The following is a 19,878-nucleotide window of genomic DNA, read 5'->3' as shown; positions in this document are numbered from 1 at the left end:
ACGGGTGTGATGGTTGGATGTATATAAAGCAATAAGCTAATGCGGAAAACCGCAAACGCCAATCAGTCTAAGTAAAGTCCTATCAAAGCCCAGAGCCTCTGCTCTGGGCTTTCTTTTTCCTTCAGATAAACCGCCAAAATGAGGTAACGCTTTAGCGTAAACTTTACCTCTATTTATCATCCCCTCCATACAGATTCTGCTTACTGGCCCTGTTAATATCTTAGCCACAACACTTATTTGTAACGTTAGCAGGATGAATGAACGTGGTTACTCACCTAGAAGTCTGTATTGATAATATTGAATCTCTGCACTACGCCATTGCTGGCGGCGCCACTCGGATTGAACTTTGCTCCTCTTTGGCTTTAGGCGGACTAACACCCAGTTATGGCTTTATGCAGCAAGCGGCTAAGCTTTCTAGTGTTCCAGTTTATGCCATGATCCGCCCACGCCAAGGTGACTTCTTCTACAATGCAGAAGAGATCGAAATGATGCGTTGGGATATTGAAGCGGTTCACCAATCAGGCTTGAGCGGTGCCGTGTTCGGCGTGCTCACTCAAGACGGTGATATTCATATGCCTTACGCGGCTACGCTGTGTGAATTTGCTCAAGCGCTTGGCTTAGGCGTGACCTTCCATCGTGCCTTTGACCAGTGTCGTGACGCTGAAAAAGCTTTGGAAGAAGTGATCAGCTTAGGTTGTGAACGTATTTTAACCTCCGGTCTTGCGCCTTCAGCACCACAAGGGATCGATGTGCTTAGAGCTTTGGTTAAGCAAGCCCAAGGACGCATAGCAATCATGGCGGGTGCTGGCGTTAATGCGAGTAACGTACGTGAGCTAGTAGAAGACACTCAAGTTCCTGAAATCCATCTGTCAGGCAAAACCACACGCCCTAGCCAAATGACCTTTGTTGCTGAACAAAGCAAAATGGGCGCATCCGATGTCGATGATTTTTTAATCCCCATCACAAGTACACAAGCCATTACCGATGTCGTAGCAGCTCTCAAATAGACCACCGTAACCTCACGCGCATAGCTTTTGAGTGCTAACATATTGTTTATCAAGGAGTGAGGAAATGTGTATGTCTAAATTGAAGAAAAAGGAATACGAAAAGGAGCTCAAAAACCTTCAAGTTGAGCTCGTAAAACTTCAAGAGTGGGTCAAACACAAAGGGTTAAAAGTGGTGGTTCTGTTTGAAGGACGTGATGCTGCGGGCAAAGGCGGAGTGATAAAGCGAATTACAGAAAAGCTAAACCCGCGTGTTTGTCGCGTAGTGGCTCTGCCTGCACCGACCGAAAAAGAAAAAACGCAATGGTACTTCCAACGTTACGTCGCTCATTTACCATCTGCTGGTGAAATCGTTTTATTTGACCGAAGTTGGTATAACCGAGCAGGTGTCGAAAAAGTCATGGGGTTCTGTACTCCAGACGAATACGAGGAGTTTTTACGCTCTTGCCCTGAATTCGAGAGAATGTTGCAACGCTCTGGGATTATTCTGATTAAGTATTGGTTTTCGGTTTCAGACGAAGAGCAGGAAAAACGTTTTCTAGGTCGAATTAATACGCCGATCAAACGTTGGAAATTCAGCCCCATGGATTTGGAGTCACGTCATCGCTGGGCGGAGTATTCGGAAGCAAAAGATAAGATGTTTGCCTATACAGACACGAAAAACTGCCCTTGGTGGGTCGTCCCTTCTGATGACAAAAAGAAAGCGCGCTTGAACTGTATCAGTCATTTACTAAGCCAGATTGACTACAAAGCACTTGAGTACTCACCCATCGAATTACCTGAACTCAATAAAGAAGGTTACGTCAGAGCGCCCATTGATGATCAGACCTTCGTTCCTGATAAATATTGACGTGCTTTCCTTCTCTCTAATAAATAGGCCAGCCTAAAAGCTGGTCTATTTGTTGAAGTCAGTTACTTCAGTACGTCATCAATACTTTGATCACCTAGGTGGCGTACATCTTTCCCTTTCACAAAGTAAATAATGTATTCACAGATGTTCTGGCAGCGGTCCCCCACGCGTTCAATCGCGCGTGCAGACCACATCACTTGCAGAATATTAGGGATATTTTTTGGATCTTCCATCATGTAAGTCATCAACTGACGAATCACCGCTTCATACTCGGCGTCTAGTTTGTCATCTTGTTTGTGCACCTCTGCTGCCGCTTCTACATCCATACGGGCAAACGCGTCTAAAACCTGATGCAGCATATTAATTGCCTGACGGCAGAGAGGCTCTAACGACACTTGGAATTGTCGTTCTTTTGATGATGGGCTTTCAATGGCAACGTAAGCAATACGTGTCGCCACGTCACCGATACGTTCTAAATCAGTGATCGTTTTGATGATAGCCATAATTAAGCGCAAGTCTTTTGCCGTTGGCTGACGCTTAGCAATAATGCGTGTACAAGCGTCATCGATCGAGACTTCCATCGCATTCACTTTATGATCGTCACGCACAACCTTACGCGCCAGTTCGATGTCTTCTTTATGCAAGGCTTGAATAGCATACGAAAGCTGCTGTTCTACCAAGCCCCCCATGGTTAATACATGAGTACGAATCGATTCTAGCTCTACGTTAAACTGTCCTGAAATATGACGTCCAAAGTGCATGATGTTCCTTATTCCGTATAGAGTCGCGACTTAACCGTAGCGACCCGTAATGTAATCTTCGGTCTGCTTCTTCATTGGCGAGGTGAAGATCGAGTCCGCGTCAGAGTATTCAATTAACTTACCCATATGAATGAATGCAGTATGATCACTCACTCGCGCCGCTTGTTGCATGTTATGGGTAACGATAACGACAGTATATTGAGTCTTCAGCTCATTGATAAGCTCTTCAATAGTTAAAGTTGAGATTGGATCCAACGCTGATGTTGGCTCGTCCAATAACAGGACTTCCGGCTCAATCGCCACCGCGCGCGCAATGACCAAGCGCTGTTGCTGCCCCCCAGATAAGCCAAATGCGTTCTCATGCAAGCGGTCTTTTACCTCATCCCACAACGCCGCCGAGCGCAAGGATCGCTCCACTGCGTCATCTAAACTGCGGCTGTTTTTTACACCTTGTAAGCGTAAGCCATAAACTACGTTTTCATAAATAGACTTAGGAAATGGATTGGGTCTTTGAAACACCATCCCCACTCGGCGTCGAAGTGTCGCAACATCGACATTAGGATGATAAACATTCTTTCCATGGAGACGCACTTTGCCTGTGACTCGACATCCTTCCACTAAGTCGTTCATGCGATTGATGCAACGTAATAACGTCGACTTTCCACACCCTGAAGGACCGATAAAAGCGGTGACTCGCCCTTTGGGAATTCGCATCGAAATATCATGCAGCGCCTGAGTTTGACCATAGAACAGATTAAGGTTCTCGATTGAGATGGCTGTTTGTTCATCCGTTAAATTATGAACGTCCAATGGTGGCTCATAACCTAATGTACTATCAAAATTAAACATACTTAATCTTGTCCTAACGTTCTGTATTTTTCTCGTAAATTATTGCGAATACTGATTGCTGTTAAGTTTAGCCCGACAATCACTGTCACGAGTAAGAAAGAGGTGGCATAAACTAATGGTCGCGCCGCTTCGATGTTGGAGGTTTGAAAGCCAACATCGTAAATGTGAAAACCTAAATGCATGAACTTTCTATCCAAATGCACATAAGGGAATTGTCCGTCAACCGGTAAACTGGATGCCAATTTCACGACCCCCACCAGCATCAGTGGCGCTACTTCGCCAGCTGCACGCGCAATCGCAAGGATCAAACCTGTGATAATAGCTGGCGTCGCCATAGGCAAAACCACGCGCCATAGCGTTTCGAACTGAGTTGCACCAAGTGCCAGAGAGCCATGTCGTACTGAACTCGGAATACGAGTTAAACCTTCTTCCGTCGTCACAATCACAACTGGAAGCGTCAGCACGGCAAGAGTTAGTGCAGACCATAACAAACCCGGCGTACCAAAGGTTGGTGCCGGTAGCTTCTCCGCATAGAATACGTTGTCGATAGAGGCACCAATCGTATAAACGAAGAAGCCTAAACCAAACACGCCATAAACAATCGATGGAACACCCGCTAGGTTTATAACCGCAATACGAATAACTCTGGTTAGAGCGTTATTCTTAGCGTATTCATGTAGATAGATAGCGGCGATCACCCCGAGTGGCATCACAATGATCGACATGATGAGTACTAAGAAAACCGTACCAAATATCGCAGGGAACACGCCTCCTTCGGAGTTAGACTCTCTTGGATCTTCAGATAAAAACTTCCAAACCTGTTTTCCCCAATGCATGACTTTATCAGGCAGTGACATTTGGTTTGGATACCAGTAGTCCAAAATATCTTCGAGCGGAATCGATACTTGTGACCCCGTCATATCCTCGGCAATCAAGGCATAGTCAGAGAGCTGAAGTCGTAAACCATCAAGTTGCAAATCTAACGTCGCAAGCGCTTTTTCTATCTGCTCTTTTTTCGTCTGATTTTCCTTTAAGAAGCTTTCTGTCAGCGTGTCATTCAATTCATGCTTGCGCTTTTCTAATCGCAACTGCTCTAGCTTCCAACCAAGCTCTTTAAGCTGATCGACCACCAAAGAATCAATCTCATGGCGCAGAGTTTCTGCATCATCAAGCTTTTTATTTAGTATCGATTGAATATCACTGGTGTATATATTATCGCCATCTTGAAACGCCACCAGCTTACCAAAGAAATAACCACCGCTACTGCGCTCTATCACCGCCCACTCTTTTGGCGTCGTGGGCTCATCCAACTGCATTTGCAATACGGAGATAAAATCGGCGGGATACAACTCTCGGTTAGCGATTTTGATACTGAGTCGAGTGGCAAAATCTTCATCGTCTTCTAACTGTTGTGCTGCGCTTTCAGGCAAATAACTCTTCGGTACAAAGCTGCGCTCATACACTTGACCAATCAGAATAGTATTTTCATGTAGCACTTCGCCTTGTACAGGAGTCAACGACGTTACGTTCCATTGATACAATGGCGCAGGCCAGAAATAGGTTAATCCTTTCCAACCAATGAGGAGCAATAACCCTAACACCGACAACAGACTGATGCTGACCGCACCGCCTGTTAGCCATATCCACGGTGCGCCAGAACGAATCCAATTTAACATTCTGTAACTCGCTCTTTTTCCTGATCTAAACTACAACGCACGGTATTTATCTCTCAATCTTTGACGTACCAACTCTGCCAGCGCGTTCACCGCAAAGGTGAAGACAAACAAAATCAACGCAGCGAGGAACAACAAACGATAATGCGAACTGCCAACCTCTGACTCTGGCAATTCCACCGCAATGGTTGCCGATAAGCTGCGCAATCCTTCCAAAATATTCCAATCCATTAATGGCGTATTGCCCGTTGCCATTAACACAATCATGGTTTCGCCAACAGCGCGTCCCAGGCCCATCATAATGGCAGAAAAAATACCTGGACTTGCAGTAAGCAAGACAACATAGATTAAAGTTTGCCAAGGCGTGGCCCCTAATGCCAAAGAGCCATCCGATAAATGCTTCGGTACAGAGAAAATGGCATCTTCGGCAATGGTAAAAATCGTCGGGATAACAGCAAACCCCATCGCTAACCCCACCACCAATGCATTGCGTTGATCGTAACCAATACCATGCTCGGTTAAGAATAAGCGCATATCGCCACCAAAGAACGCCTGCTCAATCGTAGGCGAAATCCACACTCCAAGCACAATCAGTACCAATATGACAGGCATGAGCACTAAAGCATGCCAACCATTGGGCAGACGATTCCGCAAAGGTTGCGGTATTAATGCCCATAGCCCGCCCATAATCATGGTGCTCAAGGGCAAAACAAACAGCATAACGACGATCGTAATCAGGTGATCTTCGACAATAGGCGCGAACCACAATCCCGCGAGGAAACCTATGATCACCGTCGGCAGTGCTTCCATTAGCTCAATCGACGGTTTTACTACACGACGCATGCGTGGCGACATAAAGTAAGCCGTATAAATAGCACCTAGCACTGCGAGCGGTACTGAAAACAGCATCGCAAACATCGCCGCTTTTATCGTTCCAAACGCAATAGGTACTAGGCTGAACTTAGCCTCAAAGTTATCGCTCGCCGAAGTCGATTGCCACACAAATTCAGGCTCAGGATACCCTTCGTACCACACTTCTTGCCATAATGAAGACAATGAAATTTCCGGATAGGCATTGTCCACTTCCGCAACATTTAACGCATTATTTTGCCAAGTGATTAAGTAGCGTTCATTGTTAGACATTGCTGCGATTGCGGGCGCTTGATTGTACGCACGCTTAAACAACACCAGTTTTTCACTGGTTGTATAATGGCTTTGCAACGTGCCGTTGGTGTAAAAGCTATAAAATCCTTTTCGATGAGAATCCGGCAACAAATACTTAAGCTCTGATGCCAATTTAAAATCACGAATATGCGTTAACGTGCGTTTTTCTTCTTGCAGCGTATCAAACCATTGCGACACCCGACCATCGTTGTGCGTCACCAAAAGCGAGTAAGCACCAGCCAATAAGTCTATCGTACGAACGGAATGCTTCTTATCACCTTGAGTGAGATCGACCACCTCTCGTACAGCAAATTTACGTGCGGTTTTCTTTAACACTATCAACTCAGAGCCATCGCGCAAATAAAGCGTTTCACCGTCAGGTGTCAACAACATTTGCTGAGGCGTATTAAAGCCTGAAGAGAACGTAAAATCGATCGTTGTAGGAGACGTACCCAAAGACGAAGCCACTTGCCAGCGAGCTTTCACTTCACCGCTTTGCGTCTGCCAAACAACCGTTGGTAAGGGCGTCGAAGCTGCAAATACAAACTGAGTCACAGGTTCTTGAGGCATACTCAGCGTCAGATCCATGCTGGTGTCTAGCTCAATCACTTCCGGAGGACGTGTATTTTCTCTCAATGTGGCATTAAATTCTGGCTTGAAAAGGTTCGCTTTACCCTGCCCATCAACAAATCCATACCAACCTAGCCCAGGAGCAGATTGAGAGAAAGCGACGGGTTTCTGGACGATTTGCTGTGTATACACCGCAGGTTTCGTAGGATCGTCCATCGACAAATATTGAATCTCACCACTTTGGGTTAGAACGAACGCGAGCTGAGCGTAATCATCCACTGAAATCGCAAGTGGTGTTTCAATATGAGTAGCTCGAATGGCTTGGTTGGTTTTGATCTCCGCATCAGAAAAAAGCGGAATGATCACCATAGCGAGGTAGACAAAGATCAAAATAAGCGCCGCGAGTACGCCGACACCACCGGATGTCACTGCAAGTCGAACTAAACGATCTTTTATCAGTCGTTTCTTATCTTTTTCCTGCAATGAAAACTCGGCTTGTGCCATTTAAATCTCTACCTTTTTTGACTTAGTACTAGAATATGTCGTTAAGATGACAATTATATTACAGATCACATTAAACACCTGAAAAGAATACAACTCTTATGCAATGCGTGGTATGAAATAAATCTGTAATGAAAATCTCATAATGTTCTCACTCATCCATTTTTCCAAGATGAGTACGTATTACTTCACTTTTGGCTAGGTAAGGTTATGAGCGCAGAAAAACTATATATAGAAAAAGAACTGAGTTGGTTGTCTTTCAACGAACGAGTATTACAAGAAGCTGCCGATAAAACCGTCCCTTTGATCGAACGTATTCGCTTTCTTGGGATCTTTTCCAACAATTTAGATGAATTTTACAAAGTACGCTTTGCGGACGTGAAGCGCAGAATCCTAATCAGCCAAGAGCGCGGTGGCAGTGATAGCCCTAAACGACTGTTAACCAAAATGCAGTCGAAAGCACTAAAGCTTAACGAACAATTTGATGAGCTTTACAGCGAATTGATTCGAGAAATGGCACGACGTCGCATTTTCTTGGTCAACGAACAACAACTGGATGAATCGCAACAAAAGTGGATCGCAAAATACTTCCGTAGAGAGGTAATGCCGCATATCACTCCCCTCCTAATGAAAGACGAGATCGATGTTCTGCAATTTCTCAAAGACGAGTACGCTTACATCGCCGTAGAACTGCGTAAAGAAGAACATTACCAGTACGCTCTGATCGAAATTCCGACCGATCACCTTCCCCGCTTTGTGATGGTACCAGAACAGAAAGGAAAGCGCCGAAAAACCATCATCTTACTTGATAATATTATCCGCCACTGTTTGGACGAGCTGTTCAAAGGCTTTTTTGATTATGATGAGCTTAGCGGCTATGCGATGAAAATGACGCGTGACGCTGAATACGATTTACGCAATGAAATCGAGTACAGCTTGCTTGAACAAATGTCAGAGGGTGTCAATCAGCGACTGACAGCAAAGCCCGTTCGCTTCGTCTACGAACGCGATATGCCGCCTCAAATGTTAGAGTTTCTGTGTAACAAACTTAATATCTCTAACTACGATAACCTTATCCCCGGCGGACGCTATCACAACTTTAAAGACTTCATCGGCTTTCCAAATGTTGGACGAGAATATCTTGAAAATAAACCTCTCCCGCCAATGAAATGTGCCGATTTCGAAGGTTATGCCAACAGCTTTGACGCGATTAAAGCGAAAGATATTCTGCTCTATTATCCCTACCACACTTTTGACCACATTAGTGAGTTAGTGCGCCAAGCCTCCTTCGATCCCAAAGTACTTAGTATCAAGATTAACATTTATCGCGTCGCGAAAGATTCTCGCTTGATGAACTCTTTAATTGATGCGGTGCACAACGGAAAAAATGTCACTGTGGTCGTCGAACTGCAAGCTCGCTTTGATGAAGAAGCCAATATCGAATGGTCAAAAGTATTAACCGAAGCGGGTGTGCACGTCATCTTTGGTGCGCCTGGTCTTAAGATTCACTCAAAGCTACTGATGATTAGCCGCCGTGAAGGTGAAGAAATTATTCGCTACGCACACATCGGCACAGGCAACTTCCATGAGAAGACGGCACGAATTTATACCGACTTCTCCCTGCTTACGGCAGATCAAGAAATCACTAATGAAGTCCGTAATGTCTTCGGTTACATTGAGAATCCATACCGACCAGTGAAGTTCAATCACCTTATGGTATCTCCTCGTAATTCTCGAACCCAAATCTACCGCTTAATCGATAATGAAATTGCGAATGCCAAGCTAGGGAAAAAAGCCGCTCTTACGATCAAGGTCAATAACCTAGTCGATAAAGGCATCGTCAATAAGCTTTATGGAGCAAGTACTTCCGGTGTAAAAATAAACATGATCATTCGAGGCATGTGCTCATTAGTACCGGGCATTGAGGGGATCAGCGACAATATTCGCATCATCAGTATTGTTGACCGCTTTCTTGAGCACCCTCGCGTGGTGATCACCCACAATGATGGCGATCCGCAAGTTTATATCTCCTCCGCAGACTGGATGACAAGAAATATTGATCACCGTATCGAGGTAGCAGTACCAGTCCGTGATCCACGTTTGAAACAGAGAATTATTGATATAACGAATATCCATTTTACCGATACAGTAAAGGCTCGTTTAATAGATAAAGAAATGAGTAACGCTTACGTACCACGAGGTAATCGCAAAAAAGTTCGCTCTCAAATCGCTATCTATGACTATCTTAAAAATATAGAAAAGCAAACTAGAAAACAAAATTCAGATGCCTCAAATACTTGAACAAGATACTCGCTACATTGCCGCGATAGACCTCGGCTCAAACAGTTTCCATATGGTGGTGGCCAAAGTTGTCGGCAGTGACCTACAACTGGTTAGTCGTCATAAACAACGTGTTCGCTTAGCATCAGGACTCGACAGTGAATTGAACTTAAGTCACGCCGCAATGGAGCGTGCGCTAGAATGCTTAGCCATGTTCGCTGAGAGGCTGCAAGGGCTTGATGAGTCAAATGTACGTATCGCCGCCACACACACACTAAGACGCGCTAAAAATGCCCACCTTTTCATCGAGCGTGCGAAAGAAGTGATGCCTTTCCCAATAGAAATTATCCCTGGAGAAGAAGAAGCCCGCCTGATTTACTTAGGCGTCGCGCACACTCAAGTAGAATCCAACTCCAAACTAGTCATCGATATCGGAGGCGGCAGTACCGAGATGATTATTGGACAAGAATTTGAGCCTGAGCTTCTCAACAGTAAACAGATGGGATGCGTCAGTTTTACAGAGCAATACTTTAAAAACGGCAAACTGTCAGGAAAAAACTTCAGCAAGGCGATGTTAGCTGCCGAACAAAAACTCGAGTCCATCGCTTCAACATATCGTAAAAAGGGCTGGGATATTGCTCTCGGCTCATCAGGAACCATCAAGGCGATTCAAGAAGTGCTAGTAGGATTAGGTTTTGAAGATGGCCTGATCACAGCGAGTCGACTGGATACACTTATCGAAACTCTGTGTAAATTTGATTCCATTGAAGATATTGAGCTGGCGGGTCTAACAGAAGAACGTAAACCCGTATTCGCAGCAGGCGTAGCGATTTTGTCCGCGATTTTCAAAGCGCTTCGCATTGAGCAGATGTTTTTCTCCGATGGTGCTCTACGCGAAGGCCTGTTGTACGAAATGGAAGAACGTTTTGCACGCTCCGATATTCGCATGCGCACCACAGAAAATTTAGCCAACAAGCACCGGGTCGACTTAGAGCATGCCGCTCGTGTTAAGGGGCATGCACGTGAGATGTTATGTCAGGTACGCTCTGAACTAGGCATTAAGAAAAAGAGTGAGTTATTTGACTTACTAGAGTGGGCAGCGTTGCTTCATGAAGTCGGATTAAGTATTAACTTGCGTAGTTTCCATCGCCACTCTTTTTATATTCTGTTGCACTCCACCCTACAAGGCTTCAACCGTGAGCAGCAATTAGTGCTTGCAACATTAGCTCGCTTCCAGCGTAAAGCGCTCAAATTGCAAGAACTACCAGATTTCAACCTCTATAAACAGAGTGACGTTATAAGCCTCATCAAAATATTACGACTTTCTATCGTATTAAATGGGCAGCGTAATGAAGATCCATTGCCTGATATCACCTTATCTATCAAAAATGACGAATGGATTCTCACATGCACAGATGAAGCATGGCTAGAAAACAATAAATTACTTCACGCGGATTTACAGGAAGAACAAGAACGTTGGGACAGCGCGAAGTGGACACTCACTTTCTGATCTCGTACTCTTCATACCTAAATAAAAAGTCGGCTTACAGGCCGACTTTTTTTAACTCTTCTTCTGCAAAATCTGCCGTAATGGGCACATAACCATCTTTCTCAACCAACGCTTGTCCCTGAGCAGAAAAGATAAAGCGAATAAATTCAGCTTCAATTGGTGTTAATGGGTAATCAGGGTGCTTATTCACGTAAACATATAAGTAACGTGATAGTGGGTACTTACCACTAACAATATGTTCTCGCGTTGGAGTCACGTAGTCATTTCCCATTTTAGCCACAGGGACTAAGCGCACGCCTGCCACTCGATAACCGACACCGGAATAACCAATTCCACTGATGGTTGACGCTACAGCTTGCACAACTGACGCGGAGCCTGGCTGCTCGTTAACTCGGGTCTTGAAATCGCCGCCACACAAGGCATTGCTTTTGAAGTAACCGTAAGTTCCAGAAACGGAGTTACGACCAAACAACTGGACGTTTCGCTTTGCCCACTGTGATTCAAGACCGAGTTGCTGCCAGTTTGTGACAAATTGACTTTCACCACAGCGCAGCGTGGCAGAAAACAAAGCATCTAACTGACTAAAGTTAAGCCCTTGAATTGGATTATCTTGATGAACAAAAATACCGATTGCATCGATGGCGACCCTGAGCGCAGTTGGCTTGTAGCCATGTTCACGTTCAAACGCTTCAACCTCTCTTAAACGCATAGGGCGGCTCATGGGACCAAACTGAGCTGTTTGTTCGGTCAATGCTGGGGGGGCAGTAGAAGAGCCAGATGCTTGGACTTGCGCATTAATATTCGGGTAAATGGATTTAAACTCTTCAACCCAAAGCGTTGTCATACCCGCAAGTGTATCGGAGCCAACAGAGAGCAAGTTCCCGACAATCCCCGTCGTTTTATGATAAGTCGGCAATGGTTTATCTTGAGCGGCAGCAATAAAAGAACAAACAAGCGCGAATAAACTGAATGTTTTTGCCAATCGTAAAGCCATTATTTCACCACCAAACGCTCAGGCAATACGAAAGAAAACTTACTGCCCACACCTACTTCACTGTGAATTTCTAAATGAGAGTCATGGTGACTCAGCGCGTGTTTTACAATGGCTAGCCCTAAACCACTTCCACCAGTATCACGTGATCTTGCTTTATCCACTCGATAAAAACGCTCGGTAAGTCGGTGTAGGTGCTGAGGTTCAATACCATCACCACTATCTTCCACCTCTAAGCATGCGCCTTGAGAGGTCTGGAACCAGCGAACATTAATGTTTGCACCAGGCGGCGTGTATTTGACGGCATTATAAACGAGGTTAGAGATAGCACTACGTAACTGGTCATCATCGCCCAACACGCGTAGGCTAGCATCAACATCAAATTTCAATTTATGTTGATTGTCCCCACTAAGGCTAACTGCCTCTTTTTCTAACACTTCAAGCATCGCAGGCACATTCACGACTTCCTCAAGTTCATGCATAGGTGCCGCTTCAATTTTAGATAGTGTCAGTAGTTGGTTCACCAAACTGTTCATGCGGTTGAGCTGCTCCGTCATGACACCATGAGCTTTGCTCCACATTGGACCCACGACCATATCAGGGTCTTCTGTCATCTCCAAATAACCTTGTAGCACCGTCATTGGTGTACGCAGTTCATGAGATACGTTGGCAAAGAAGTTGCGACGCATTCCCTCAAGTTGTTTTAATTGGCTCACATCACGCACTACCATCAAGTGCTCACCCTCGGTATACGGTACGATACGCAATTCCAGCATGCGTTCGACGTTGAGTGGTGAACGCATTTCTAATGGCTCTGAGAAGTCTTTCTTGTTGAGGTACTTGATAAAATCAGGTGTACGAATGAGATTGGAGATAGGTTGACCTGAATCTTCTGGCCAATGGAAGCCCAGTAAGTGCTGAGCCAGCTTGTTGCACCAAACAATATTACCTTCAGCACGGAATACCACTACGGCATCGGGTAGCGATTCTGCACCATTTCGGAATCGACGAATAAGATTAGTAAGCTCTTTTCGTTTACGGCGTTGGCGCTGTTGTAAGCGATACAACCCATTGAACAAAGATTCCCAGTTACCACTACCAGATGGTGGCGTGAGGCGTTTTTCATCCCATAACCAAGAAGATAAACGTACTTGGTTATGCAAATGCCACACAAGCTGCAATGCCGTAGCAGCCAAAAGCAACCACGGCATATAACCGAATATCCAACCTACTATCACCCATGGGGTGTAAAAAAAAGCCAGCTCCCAGGCCAGCTTTTTCCACGTTAATCTTTCAACCACTCATAACTCCAGAAATGGTACCGATAAGCTGCGTGTTAATTTATGCCTTCGTCGAGAAGCGGTATCCAGCACCACGAACAGTTTGGATCAGCTTATCATGCCCTGCAGCTTCCAATGCTTTACGCAGGCGGCGAATGTGAACATCGACCGTACGGTCTTCGACATACACGTTAGTGCCCCAAACATTGTTTAATAGCTGCTCACGGCTGTATACGCGTTCTTGATGCGTCATGAAAAAATGAAGCATCTTAAATTCTGTTGGACCCATGTCTAATGGCGCATCATTAGCCGTAACACGGTGCGATACAGGGTCAAGCTTCAATCCCTGTACATCAATTACATCTTCTAGTGCAGTAGGGGTAACGCGACGAATCACCGCTTTTAGGCGTGCAACCAACTCTTTAGGAGAGAATGGCTTAGTAATGTAGTCATCCGCACCGACTTCTAAACCGCGCACTTTATCTTCTTCTTCACCACGAGCGGTAAGCATCACAACTGGAATGTTGCGCGTTAATTCCTCTCGCTTCATATGTTTGATGAAGTTAATGCCACTACCGCCTGGTAACATCCAATCCAGTAAAACTAAATCAGGGAAGGGTTCAGCCAGTTTGGTTACTGCAGTATCGTAATCTTCCGCTTCTACCGCTTGGTAACCTTTCTGCTCAAGTACGAAGCACAGCATTTCGCGAATAGGAGCTTCGTCTTCAACAACCAGAATCCTTCTAGACATAATTGAGTAACCTTATGTTCGTTGAGCTAATGAATTTAAGAGACAAAGCGCCTCTCTTTGCATAAGCATTATCACTACCAATTATGACACTTTTGTGACCTTTGAAAACAAATTTTCATATAACTTTCTTTTGAGGTTCATTCGGATATTTTTCATTTCTATTAAGACATCAGCACAAAAATTCCCTATGATTAGTCCCTTGTCATCAAGCCTAGAGAAGATTTATGTGGTTTAAAAACTGTCTGGTATACCGCGTTAACCGCGAGGTTACTTTTAACGCCGAACAACTAGAAACTCAGCTGTCTGAATTCCGATTCACCCCGTGTGGCAGTCAAGACAAACAGAAATTTGGCTGGGTCAGTGCAATGGGTAGACATGGCGATATGATGACTCACGTGTCAGAAAACCGCATTCTGATTTGCGCCAAGAAAGAAGAGAAAATGCTACCTGCCTCTGTGATCAAAGAATCATTGAATGCAAAAGTAGAAGCAATGGAAGCGCAAGAAGGTCGTCCTCTGAAGAAGAAAGAGAAAGACAACCTGAAAGATGACATCGTAATGGATTTACTGCCGCGCGCATTCAGCCGCAGCAGCCACACTCACGTGCTCATCATGCCAAAAGAAGGTTTTATCCTTGTTGATGCAAGCAGCTATAAAAAAGCAGAAGATGTATTAGCATTGCTTCGTAAAACCATGGGTAGTCTACCTGTTGTTCCTGCTATTCCAGAAGTGGCGATTGAAACTACGCTAACCGAGTGGGTGAAAAGCGGTGACACACCTCAAGGTATCAGCATGATGGACGAAGCTGAGCTAAAATCCGTACTTGAAGAAGGTGGTGTGATTCGCTGTAAGAAGCAAGAGCTAACCACTGATGAAATCCGCAACCACATCGCTGCGGATAAAGTCGTGACGAAACTTGCGCTTAATTGGCAAGATCGTATTGAGTTCATTATGACGGAAGATGCGGGCATCAAACGTCTAAAATTCTCTGATGAATTGAAAGATCAAAACGATGATATTCCACGTGAAGATCAAGCAGCTCGATTTGATGCAGACTTCTCTCTAATGTGTGGAGAGTTCAGTGCTTTCCTTCCCAACCTATACGATGCGCTAGGCGGCTTACCGAATCCTAACGCTTAATTTTGTATAAAGGTTAACCATAACGCCCTCACTTTTTTTGAGGGCTTTTTTTCTATCTGAAGCACAATTACCCTAGTCACAGTTCACATTTTGACGTAAAATTTGCGCCCCATTTCCATTAGGTGGAATTGGCCTGACTTGTGATCAGATAAAAGAGAATTGAGCAATGACAACTGAGAAAGCATTCGTGCCTGAGCTACTATCTCCAGCGGGCAGCCTGAAAAACATGCGTTACGCATTCGCCTACGGGGCAGATGCAGTTTACGCTGGCCAACCTCGCTACAGCCTTCGCGTACGTAACAACGAGTTTAACCACGAGAACCTAAAAATCGGTATCGATGAAGCCCACGCCCTAGGCAAAAAGCTTTATGTGGTATGTAACATTCAACCACACAACTCGAAGCTAAAAACCTTCATCCGTGATCTTAAGCCAATCGTAGAGATGGGTCCTGACGCATTGATCATGTCAGATCCAGGCCTAATTATGATGGTTCGTGAAGCTTTCCCAGAAATGCCAATTCACCTTTCTGTACAAGCAAACGCTGTAAACTGGGCGACCGTTAAGTTCTGGGCAGCGAATGGCGTGGAACGTGTGATCGTTTCTCGCGAGCTGTCTCTAGAAGAAATCGAAGAAATTCGTGAGCATTGCCCTGAAACTGAGCTTGAAGTATTCGTTCACGGTGCATTATGCATGGCTTACTCTGGTCGTTGCCTACTTTCTGGCTATATCAACAAACGTGACCCTAACCAAGGCACTTGCACTAACGCATGCCGCTGGGAATACAAAGTTGAAGAGGGTAAAGAAAACGACGCTGGTGACATCGTAGAGAAATTCGACCCGACGGAAGCACAGCCTGTCGAAGTACAAGACGAGCGTCCTGAAACCACAATTGGTCGCGGCAAACCAACAGATGAAGTCGTTCTGCTTTCTGAAGCGCACCGTCCAGAAGAAAAAATGGCGGCTTACGAAGATGAGCATGGTACTTACATCATGAACTCTAAAGACCTACGAGCGGTTCAGCACGTTGAACGCTTAACTAAGATGGGTGTTCACTCATTGAAAATTGAAGGTCGTACTAAATCGTTCTACTACTGCGCACGTACCGCTCAAGTTTATCGTAAAGCAATTGATGATGCAGTAGCAGGTCGACCATTCGATGAAAGCCTAATGGGTACACTAGAAAGCCTAGCTCACCGTGGCTACACTGAAGGCTTCCTACGCCGTCATACACACGATACTTACCAAAACTACGATTACGGTTACTCAGTCTCTGATGCTCAACAGTTTGTTGGTGAATTCACTGGCAAACGTCGTGGTGACATGGCTGAAGTAGAAGTAAAAAATAAGTTTCTTGTCGGTGATAGCCTTGAACTAATGACGCCAAAAGGCAATATTGTTTTCACGCTAGAGGCAATGGAAAACCGCAAATCAGAGTCTATTGAAGACGCGAAAGGAAACGGTCACTTTGTATTCATTCCAGTACCAGCAGAGCTAGATTTAGAATATGGCCTATTAATGCGTAATCTAAACTCAGGGCAGGACACCCGTAACCCGACTGGTAAGTAACCATGGCCTTGCTCATTACTGATAAATGCATTAACTGCGACATGTGTGATCCCGAATGCCCCAATGGGGCAATCAGTATGGGAGAGAGCATTTTCGAAATTGATCCAGCGCTATGTACAGAGTGTAAGGGGCATTACGAAAAGCCGACCTGTCAGTCAGTGTGTCCAATTACAAAATGCATAATCACTGATCCGAACCATGTCGAAACTGAAGAGCAGTTGCTTGAAAAATTCGTGATTATTCAAGGGTTAGCATAAGAGCAATTAGGTTCAACTTTGACATCAAAGTTGAACCTTTTCTCAACCTGATTTTTCAATAGGGATAATATTGCAGAATAGCTCTTTTTCAAAATGATACTCTAGTCTCTCACGCCAATTCTCCGCTTGAGAAACAGGTATTAAATAAAAGTTTTCTCGGCTCGTATCAGTAACGAAAGCCATCCCATATTGCATCAGCTCATAATGCACATCATTAACAAAACCCGGATCAAGGCGTTGACGCCCAGTCAGGTGATTCACATCCTCTCGAGTCAAAGAGACTCCTTTAGTATCACTGCTAAATCTGTGTCTTAACCACTCTGCAAATTCTTTTGCACAAATCATAGTCATGGTTTTGTCCTTGATTTACTCTTCTAACAGGAAAAGGGGATATCCCTGCCTTACACACTTGTCTGCGTTGTTATCGCTTTTTAGCCAACTGACAGACATATTGCTAAGAAACCAGAGTATCGTGACGAAAGATCTTTTTCTAAACAGAGAAGTTACAACTTACCCATACTACAACTCTTTGTTTAATTTAGATTTCTATAATATGTCCCCAAAACTGATTGGGTTAGTTTTTGTATTGGTACTATTCAATGTAGACAAAAGTATGATGTTTCTCCAGTTTCATAAAAGAGATCACCAAGTACAGATAAACCTGAAGAGTAACACTAATTAGGATTGATAAGCGGCAAGCATTGAGGTGGAACGACTTTTTTTCGTTTGGGCTTAGAGGTTGTTTTTACCCGTTGAGGGGGATCAGTAGGTTTTGCTTTCGGGGCCCAACTTGCAAGCTCAGCACCGCAACCATCACCTACTGGAGGTGGTGCTTGATCAACACAATAGTCGCTCGAATCAGGACAAGATAACCTGACGTGAAAGTGGTAATGATGCCCCCACCATGGACGTACTTTACGTAACCAAGAACGATCTTTGCCGTTTTCTTGCAAGCAAAGTTGCTCCTTAATAACAGGATGTACAAAAATTCGTGCAACATCCTTACTTTTTGAAGCGTACCGAATTAGCTTAAAGTGCCGCTCTTCCCAGCGATGATTAAGTATGGAATCACCTTTTAAATCCACCACACTCATGGGTTTAGGAAGTTGTAATTCGTTATAAGAAAGCGGTTGGTCAGCAAGTCTTAACCAGATATCGATATCTAACCCGGTTTGATGACTAGAATGACCAGAGGAGAACCTTCCACCTCTAGGTAAAGACAAATCACCAATTAGCAGAGTGGTGTTGAGATTTTGATGAGCTTTAAGCGCCAGATTTTCAATAAACTCTATCGTTTTAGGGTGCCCATAGTAGCGCTTCGTTTTACTACGTAAGACTTGATAACCAACGCCATCGAGAGGCAAGGGTAATGCACCATCTAAACAACCGTTAGCATAACTACCAATAGAGGAGGAAGAGTTTCGGGTAGGATTAACCGCAGACTCCCAAGGAGTAGAACATACTGAAGCTGAGAAACATAAACCCAAAGTTACAATGAAACTCAGCCTCATAGCCTTTAACCTTTAGTAGTGTTCGCCATTATCGTAATAAGCTTTAGGAGATAAGGCGGAAAAGATAACTGCAACATCAATATCGGCACCAGCGATACCGCGCACTTGTTGCGTAATAAGCTTGGCAACTTCATCTTGCACTTCCTGGCCACGGTCGAACCAAAGCACTTCGACAAAAGGATATGCAGCACTCACCTCACCCTCATTGAAAAACGTAGTGTAGATATACTCAAAAGTAAAATCCTCACGCGGACAGTCCATTAGAGGCTGAAGTTCATCCGTAAGAGGTTTTGATAATGCCTGAACAGCTTGTGGCTCTACAGCACGGAATCGAAAATGTGGCATAAACTTACTTCCTAATTATTAGCATCAATGCATGATGATAACAGGAACCAAGTCAGTAATCATCCAAGCCAATGTAACCACTGACCTTTCAATAGATTGTGAATCAGATGTGCTCGATAACGAAGAAAAAGCGTTATGAAAATTCGAAGGTAAAACAGAAAGAGCAAAGCGATACATCAACATTTAATAATTACATTACTAGAAAATAAAACTATCTGAAGCAAAGGTATGCCATATTCGTTGGATAAACATACACCTGACGTCGAAACTATACGTTAGGAATAAAAGAGCCCCTGACCTAAGCCAGAGCTTATGAACATGGGGGATAGGTGAAGTGGACCAATATCCCGGAGATATGAACTTTCAATCCCCCGATACTTTGGTATCAGAGGAATCGACAACTCTCCAACTAGTCAGATTCTCTTTTCTTCAGATGCAAAAAAGCCCCAGCATTACTGCTGAGGCTTTAGAGTATGGCAGGGGTGGAGAGATTCGAACTCCCAACACGCGGATTTGGAATCCGCTGCTCTGCCAATTGGAGCTACACCCCTGTGATTCGTGTTTATTGAGACGACGCTCAAATAAGTGGCGGAGTGGACGGGACTCGAACCCGCGACCCCCGGCGTGACAGGCCGGTATTCTAACCAACTGAACTACCACTCCGCAGTGGTATCACTCGCTTTAATAAGCAAGTGTCCGCTTTTGTCTTCACTTTTCGAAAAAGTGAAAATAAAACTAAAGCCTGGCGATGTCCTACTCTCACATGGGGAAGCCCCACACTACCATCGGCGCTATTTCGTTTCACTTCTGAGTTCGGCATGGAAATCAGGTGGGTCCAAAACGCTATGGTCGCCAAGCAAATTCTTTAATTCGGA

General features: G+C 44.6%; 16 protein-coding genes, 2 tRNA genes, 1 rRNA gene and 1 pseudogene. 7 read left to right on the top strand and 13 right to left on the bottom strand.

The genetic code is table 11. The features are described 5' to 3' along the window. Window positions 1–263 precede the first annotated feature (263 nt). Both R7P80_RS20460 and ppk2 read left to right on the top strand, forming a co-directional pair. Window positions 264–1,007 carry a copper homeostasis protein CutC gene (locus R7P80_RS20460; protein WP_406707486.1) on the top strand — a complete coding sequence of 248 codons (744 nt, stop codon included), beginning with the start codon at window positions 264–266 and terminating at the stop codon, window positions 1,005–1,007. A gap of 70 nt (window positions 1,008–1,077) precedes the next feature. Beyond that, window positions 1,078–1,854 (top strand): polyphosphate kinase 2, encoded by a 777-nt coding sequence (gene ppk2, locus R7P80_RS20455; protein ID WP_005381743.1) that lies wholly within the window; start codon window positions 1,078–1,080, stop codon window positions 1,852–1,854. A gap of 62 nt (window positions 1,855–1,916) precedes the next feature. Here ppk2 and phoU read toward each other — a convergent pair whose 3' ends face one another. The 4 genes and pseudogenes from phoU to R7P80_RS20435 all read right to left on the bottom strand — a co-directional run bounded on the left by phoU (window position 1,917) and on the right by R7P80_RS20435 (window position 7,375). Then, window positions 1,917–2,615, bottom strand: coding sequence for a phosphate signaling complex protein PhoU (gene phoU, locus R7P80_RS20450; protein ID WP_005381744.1), 699 nt, complete (start codon window positions 2,613–2,615; stop codon window positions 1,917–1,919). A 30-nt stretch (window positions 2,616–2,645) separates the two neighbouring features. Beyond that, window positions 2,646–3,464, bottom strand: a complete 819-nt coding sequence (pstB, locus tag R7P80_RS20445; protein WP_005381745.1) for a phosphate ABC transporter ATP-binding protein PstB — start codon at window positions 3,462–3,464, stop codon at window positions 2,646–2,648. Window positions 3,465–3,466: 2 nt separating this feature from the next. Further along, window positions 3,467–4,435 (bottom strand): annotated as a pseudogene (gene pstA / locus R7P80_RS29425) (phosphate ABC transporter permease PstA); the annotation flags it as partial. Window positions 4,436–5,170: 735 nt separating this feature from the next. After that, window positions 5,171–7,375, bottom strand: a complete 2,205-nt coding sequence (locus R7P80_RS20435; RefSeq protein WP_225491879.1) for an ABC transporter permease subunit — start codon at window positions 7,373–7,375, stop codon at window positions 5,171–5,173. 207 nt (window positions 7,376–7,582) lie between these two features. Here R7P80_RS20435 and ppk1 point away from each other — a divergent pair, with 207 nt between their 5' ends. Together ppk1 and ppx are read left to right on the top strand one after the other, a co-directional pair. Further along, the gene (gene ppk1, locus R7P80_RS20430) at window positions 7,583–9,673 is read left to right on the top strand and encodes a polyphosphate kinase 1 (protein ID WP_005381748.1); all 2,091 of its coding nucleotides are present in this window, start codon (window positions 7,583–7,585) and stop codon (window positions 9,671–9,673) included. Beyond that, window positions 9,657–11,162 carry an exopolyphosphatase gene (ppx, locus tag R7P80_RS20425; RefSeq protein ID WP_033905789.1) on the top strand — a complete coding sequence of 502 codons (1,506 nt, stop codon included), beginning with the start codon at window positions 9,657–9,659 and terminating at the stop codon, window positions 11,160–11,162. Before ppk1 ends, ppx begins: the two co-directional genes overlap by 17 nt. A 34-nt stretch (window positions 11,163–11,196) precedes the next feature. Here the strand turns inward: ppx and R7P80_RS20420 are convergent, their stop codons facing one another. The 3 genes from R7P80_RS20420 to phoB are packed head-to-tail and all read right to left on the bottom strand — an operon-like array spanning window position 11,197 to window position 14,184. After that, window positions 11,197–12,156 carry a PstS family phosphate ABC transporter substrate-binding protein gene (locus R7P80_RS20420; protein ID WP_005383668.1) on the bottom strand — a complete coding sequence of 320 codons (960 nt, stop codon included), beginning with the start codon at window positions 12,154–12,156 and terminating at the stop codon, window positions 11,197–11,199. Beyond that, window positions 12,156–13,454 carry a phosphate regulon sensor histidine kinase PhoR gene (phoR, locus tag R7P80_RS20415; RefSeq protein ID WP_005383667.1) on the bottom strand — a complete coding sequence of 433 codons (1,299 nt, stop codon included), beginning with the start codon at window positions 13,452–13,454 and terminating at the stop codon, window positions 12,156–12,158. The genes R7P80_RS20420 and phoR overlap by 1 nt, the downstream gene beginning before the upstream one ends. A 40-nt stretch (window positions 13,455–13,494) precedes the next feature. Beyond that, entirely contained in the window at window positions 13,495–14,184 is a 690-nt protein-coding gene (gene phoB / locus R7P80_RS20410) for a phosphate regulon transcriptional regulator PhoB (RefSeq protein WP_005381752.1), read from the bottom strand. Window positions 14,185–14,408: 224 nt separating this feature from the next. On the opposite strand from phoB, the gene rdgC reads away from it, so the two are divergent. From rdgC to R7P80_RS20395, 3 genes are all read left to right on the top strand, one after another. Further along, window positions 14,409–15,323 (top strand): recombination-associated protein RdgC, encoded by a 915-nt coding sequence (gene rdgC, locus R7P80_RS20405; protein ID WP_005381753.1) that lies wholly within the window; start codon window positions 14,409–14,411, stop codon window positions 15,321–15,323. 166 nt (window positions 15,324–15,489) lie between these two features. Further along, complete coding sequence (yegQ, locus tag R7P80_RS20400) at window positions 15,490–16,890, top strand: tRNA 5-hydroxyuridine modification protein YegQ (RefSeq protein WP_005381754.1); 1,401 nt, start codon at window positions 15,490–15,492, stop codon at window positions 16,888–16,890. A gap of 2 nt (window positions 16,891–16,892) precedes the next feature. Further along, a complete protein-coding gene (locus R7P80_RS20395; protein ID WP_005381763.1) occupies window positions 16,893–17,147 on the top strand; it encodes a YfhL family 4Fe-4S dicluster ferredoxin in 255 nt (84 codons plus the stop codon). Window positions 17,148–17,189: 42 nt separating this feature from the next. Here the strand turns inward: R7P80_RS20395 and R7P80_RS20390 are convergent, their stop codons facing one another. The 6 genes from R7P80_RS20390 to rrf all read right to left on the bottom strand — a co-directional run bounded on the left by R7P80_RS20390 (window position 17,190) and on the right by rrf (window position 19,860). Then, window positions 17,190–17,498, bottom strand: coding sequence for a hypothetical protein (locus tag R7P80_RS20390; RefSeq protein ID WP_005381765.1), 309 nt, complete (start codon window positions 17,496–17,498; stop codon window positions 17,190–17,192). A gap of 323 nt (window positions 17,499–17,821) precedes the next feature. Further along, window positions 17,822–18,658 (bottom strand): penicillin-insensitive murein endopeptidase, encoded by an 837-nt coding sequence (gene mepA, locus R7P80_RS20385; protein WP_213870991.1) that lies wholly within the window; start codon window positions 18,656–18,658, stop codon window positions 17,822–17,824. Between the two features lie 12 nt (window positions 18,659–18,670). Further along, a complete protein-coding gene (locus tag R7P80_RS20380) occupies window positions 18,671–19,003 on the bottom strand; it encodes a DUF1904 domain-containing protein (RefSeq protein WP_005381768.1) in 333 nt (110 codons plus the stop codon). 474 nt (window positions 19,004–19,477) lie between these two features. Next, window positions 19,478–19,554, bottom strand: a tRNA-Trp gene (locus R7P80_RS20375). A 35-nt stretch (window positions 19,555–19,589) separates the two neighbouring features. Next, window positions 19,590–19,666, bottom strand: a tRNA-Asp gene (locus R7P80_RS20370). A 77-nt stretch (window positions 19,667–19,743) separates the two neighbouring features. Beyond that, window positions 19,744–19,860: ribosomal RNA gene (gene rrf / locus R7P80_RS20365) — 5S ribosomal RNA — on the bottom strand. Between the last annotated feature and the right edge of the window lie 18 nt (window positions 19,861–19,878).

The sequence above is a fragment of the Vibrio sp. 2092 genome (assembly GCF_033339635.1).
Lineage (GTDB): Bacteria > Pseudomonadota > Gammaproteobacteria > Enterobacterales > Vibrionaceae > Vibrio > Vibrio alginolyticus.
The sequence above is the reverse complement of the archived record's forward strand: the minus strand, read 5'-3'. Positions and strand labels throughout refer to the sequence as shown.

Coding starts and splice junctions, on each gene's coding strand:
- R7P80_RS20435 (WP_225491879.1), bottom strand. CDS start 7,375: ATGGCACAAGCCGAGTTTTCATTGCAGGAAAAAGATAAGAAACGACTG.
- yegQ (WP_005381754.1), top strand. CDS start 15,490: ATGACAACTGAGAAAGCATTCGTGCCTGAGCTACTATCTCCAGCGGGC.
- phoB (WP_005381752.1), bottom strand. CDS start 14,184: ATGTCTAGAAGGATTCTGGTTGTTGAAGACGAAGCTCCTATTCGCGAA.
- rdgC (WP_005381753.1), top strand. CDS start 14,409: ATGTGGTTTAAAAACTGTCTGGTATACCGCGTTAACCGCGAGGTTACT.
- R7P80_RS20420 (WP_005383668.1), bottom strand. CDS start 12,156: ATGGCTTTACGATTGGCAAAAACATTCAGTTTATTCGCGCTTGTTTGT.
- phoU (WP_005381744.1), bottom strand. CDS start 2,615: ATGCACTTTGGACGTCATATTTCAGGACAGTTTAACGTAGAGCTAGAA.
- ppk1 (WP_005381748.1), top strand. CDS start 7,583: ATGAGCGCAGAAAAACTATATATAGAAAAAGAACTGAGTTGGTTGTCT.
- R7P80_RS20380 (WP_005381768.1), bottom strand. CDS start 19,003: ATGCCACATTTTCGATTCCGTGCTGTAGAGCCACAAGCTGTTCAGGCA.
- R7P80_RS20395 (WP_005381763.1), top strand. CDS start 16,893: ATGGCCTTGCTCATTACTGATAAATGCATTAACTGCGACATGTGTGAT.
- pstB (WP_005381745.1), bottom strand. CDS start 3,464: ATGTTTAATTTTGATAGTACATTAGGTTATGAGCCACCATTGGACGTT.
- mepA (WP_213870991.1), bottom strand. CDS start 18,658: ATGAGGCTGAGTTTCATTGTAACTTTGGGTTTATGTTTCTCAGCTTCA.
- R7P80_RS20390 (WP_005381765.1), bottom strand. CDS start 17,498: ATGACTATGATTTGTGCAAAAGAATTTGCAGAGTGGTTAAGACACAGA.
- ppx (WP_033905789.1), top strand. CDS start 9,657: ATGCCTCAAATACTTGAACAAGATACTCGCTACATTGCCGCGATAGAC.
- ppk2 (WP_005381743.1), top strand. CDS start 1,078: ATGTCTAAATTGAAGAAAAAGGAATACGAAAAGGAGCTCAAAAACCTT.